The sequence below is a fragment of the Gammaproteobacteria bacterium genome (genome assembly GCA_009845905.1).
Taxonomy (GTDB): domain Bacteria; phylum Pseudomonadota; class Gammaproteobacteria; order Steroidobacterales; family Foliamicaceae; genus Foliamicus.
This window is the reverse complement of the sequence record VXYS01000008.1, coordinates 1-2,571: the sequence shown is the minus strand read 5'-3', so window position 1 is coordinate 2,571 and position 2,571 is coordinate 1. Positions and strand designations below refer to the sequence as shown.

The window sequence follows — 2,571 nt, the reverse complement described above, 5'->3', positions numbered from 1 at the left end:
TGCCCTCCTGTGGACATCCTATCGCTCACAAACACAAAATTCCTGACAGGCTCCGAGGCTGTGGCGACCGACTTGCGTGGTTCCCACACACCCTTCGAGCGGTCGACTGTCCATTGCTGAGCCTTCGGGGCCGGCACGATGCGCAAGGGACCATTTTGCCACATCGCAGCGGGCAGTAGGCGCTCTCGAATCTCGCCCAGAAACAGCGGGAGGTCTACCGCCGCACGGTCTAGCGCTAGCGTGTCCGAATACCAGTTGTGGTGCCGAATGTAGCTAGCAGTCTTCTTCCAGGCTTGGACGAGAACGAACTCCTCTCGGAGCAAGTCCATTTGGGGCTCAAGTAGGTTAGGAACCATGAAGGGGTGCCGACGCGCCACGCTGTCTTGCGATCATGCGATTGAATGGGCTACACGGCCGCCTGTCGGTAGCGTCAGGACCGTTGCTTTGTGGAGGGATGGGGTGGGGAACTCTCCACGACTCGTAGCAAGCCGTCCAGATATGAGCGGCCAAGAATTGCACTTTTGCGGTTGGAATTTTGATGATGCCTACATAATCTATTGTTTTTATTGGCATTTGGCGGAGAGGGAGGGATTCGAACCCTCGATGAGCTATCAACCCATACTCCCTTAGCAGGGGAGCGCCTTCAGCCGCTCGGCCACCTCTCCGGGACTACCCGCCGTGCAGGCGGGGGCGCAAGTATAACCGCAATATCGGTGTTCAAAGGGCTGATCCCTGCCCAGTAAGCGTTTCGCTCCGGCTACACTGCCCGACGTACTTTGGCAATTCCAGGCCAGCTAGCGAGCGACCAGCTAGCAACTTGCCCATTCTCGGAATGGGCGCAATCCGCTGCCAGTGGCATAATCCCAACATTGCCCTTCACGGGAGCCCGCCGTGAACAACCGTTCTGCTGTCGACAGCAGCACTGCCCAAGCCATGGACGAGTTCATCGCCCGCTTGCGAGAAGCCGACTTGCCGCCTGTGCAGCGGGTTCTGCTCTACGGAAGCCGCGCCCGTGGTGACTATCACGAGGAAAGCGACATTGACATTGCCGTTGTTTTTCCTGGCGCCCCACCAGATGCATACCCCTATCGCCTGCTCCACCAATTGTCAGGAATAGCCTACGAAATAGTGCTGTCACGCCGAGGCGATGTGTATCCTTCGCCACGGCCCGTCTTTGAGGACCAGCTCGCTGACCCCTCAACCGCAAAAAATCCAGAGTTCTACCAAAGCATCGCGCAAGACGGCATTGAGTGGGTGAGAATGGAAGGCTATGCAGCCCCTCTGGCGCTGGCCTGAACTGTGCCGGGCCCTTGACCTGCCGGAGCAGGACGGCCCCGACATCACTGGCCTTTGCATCGATTCCCGCCGCATCCAGCCCGGTGAGCTGTTCATCGCCCTCACTGGCGATCCGGGGCCTCGATTTCATGCCTCCAGCCGCTCCGAGCGCGATGGCCACGACTATGTGGCCCACGCCTTCGAGCGCGGCGCTGCCGGGGCCTTGGTGCATCGGCGCGTTGCCACCACCGGCCCCTTGCTGCGCGTTGACGACAGCCTCGATGGCCTTTGGGCGCTGGCCCGTGCCCGGCGGCAGGCGTTGGGCGGGCAGGTGGTTGCGGTCACCGGCAGCAGCGGCAAGACCACGGTCAAGACCTTGCTGGGGGCGGCGCTGGGTGCCTTCACCACTGCGGGCAGCCTGAACAACCATCTGGGTGTGCCGCTGTCCTTGGCGTCCGCGCCGGCGGGGGCCGAGTGTGCGGTGTTTGAGGTTGGCACCAACCATCCTGGGGAGATTGAAACGCTTGCTCGGCTGGTTTCGCCCACCGTGGCCCTTGTGCTCAACGTGCATCCGGCCCATCGGGAGTTCTTTGCTGATCTGGATGCAATTCGGACAGAGAAGTTGTCTATTTTCAAAGGGCTGCGGGATAAAGGTGTACTGGTACTTGAACAATCGCTTGGCAGGGCGGGGCTGCCGGGGGATCTGCCTACGCTGACTTTCGGCGATGGGGAGGGCGCGGATTGTCGTCTGCTGCGCAGCGAGGGTGATCGTGCCATATATAAGGTAGACGGGCAGCGCATTGCGGCCCATGTGCCTGGTGGCGGCCCCCATCGGGCGCTGTCGGTGGCGGCGGTGCTTTGCGTGCTCAAGGCGTTGGGCCGGGACCTCAGTGCGGCAACCGATTTGCCAGACAGCTTGATCCCCGGTGGGCGCGGCAGCGAGCGCCGCTGCGGCGGGGCGGTGCTGGTGGATGACAGTTACAACGCCAATCCCGCCAGCATGCGGGCGGCGCTTTTGTATCTGCGCAATGATCGGGGGCGGACCATTGCGGTGCTGGGTGAGATGTTGGAGCTTGGGGCTGAGGGTGAGGCCTATCACCGGGGGCTGGCTGAGGCCTGCCGTCACGTTGACCGTGTTGTGGCGGTGGGTGAGGGGATGCGGGTGCTTTATGAGGAGTTGGCTGAGTCGCAGCGATGGCTTTGGCGGGAGACGGCTGATGATGCGTTGCTTGAGCAGTTGGTTGGGGGGATTCGGGCTGGGGATCGGGTGTTGGTTAAGGGGTCTAATCGGGTGTT

The 2,571-nt window shown here is 61.7% G+C and carries 2 protein-coding genes and 1 tRNA gene; 2 read left to right on the top strand and 1 reads right to left on the bottom strand.

Features of this window, described 5'->3' with window-relative positions:
* Window positions 1-574: 574 nt before the first annotated feature.
* A tRNA-Ser gene (locus F4036_07520) sits at window positions 575-665 on the bottom strand.
* A gap of 226 nt (window positions 666-891) precedes the next feature.
* Here F4036_07520 and F4036_07515 point away from each other — a divergent pair.
* Window positions 892-1,296, top strand: coding sequence for a nucleotidyltransferase domain-containing protein (locus tag F4036_07515; GenBank protein MYK37585.1), 405 nt, complete (start codon window positions 892-894; stop codon window positions 1,294-1,296).
* Window positions 1,271-2,571, top strand: a 1,301-nt coding sequence (locus F4036_07510; GenBank protein MYK37584.1) for a UDP-N-acetylmuramoyl-tripeptide--D-alanyl-D-alanine ligase, incomplete at its 3' end; no start/stop codon positions are given. The genes F4036_07515 and F4036_07510, both read left to right, overlap by 26 nt.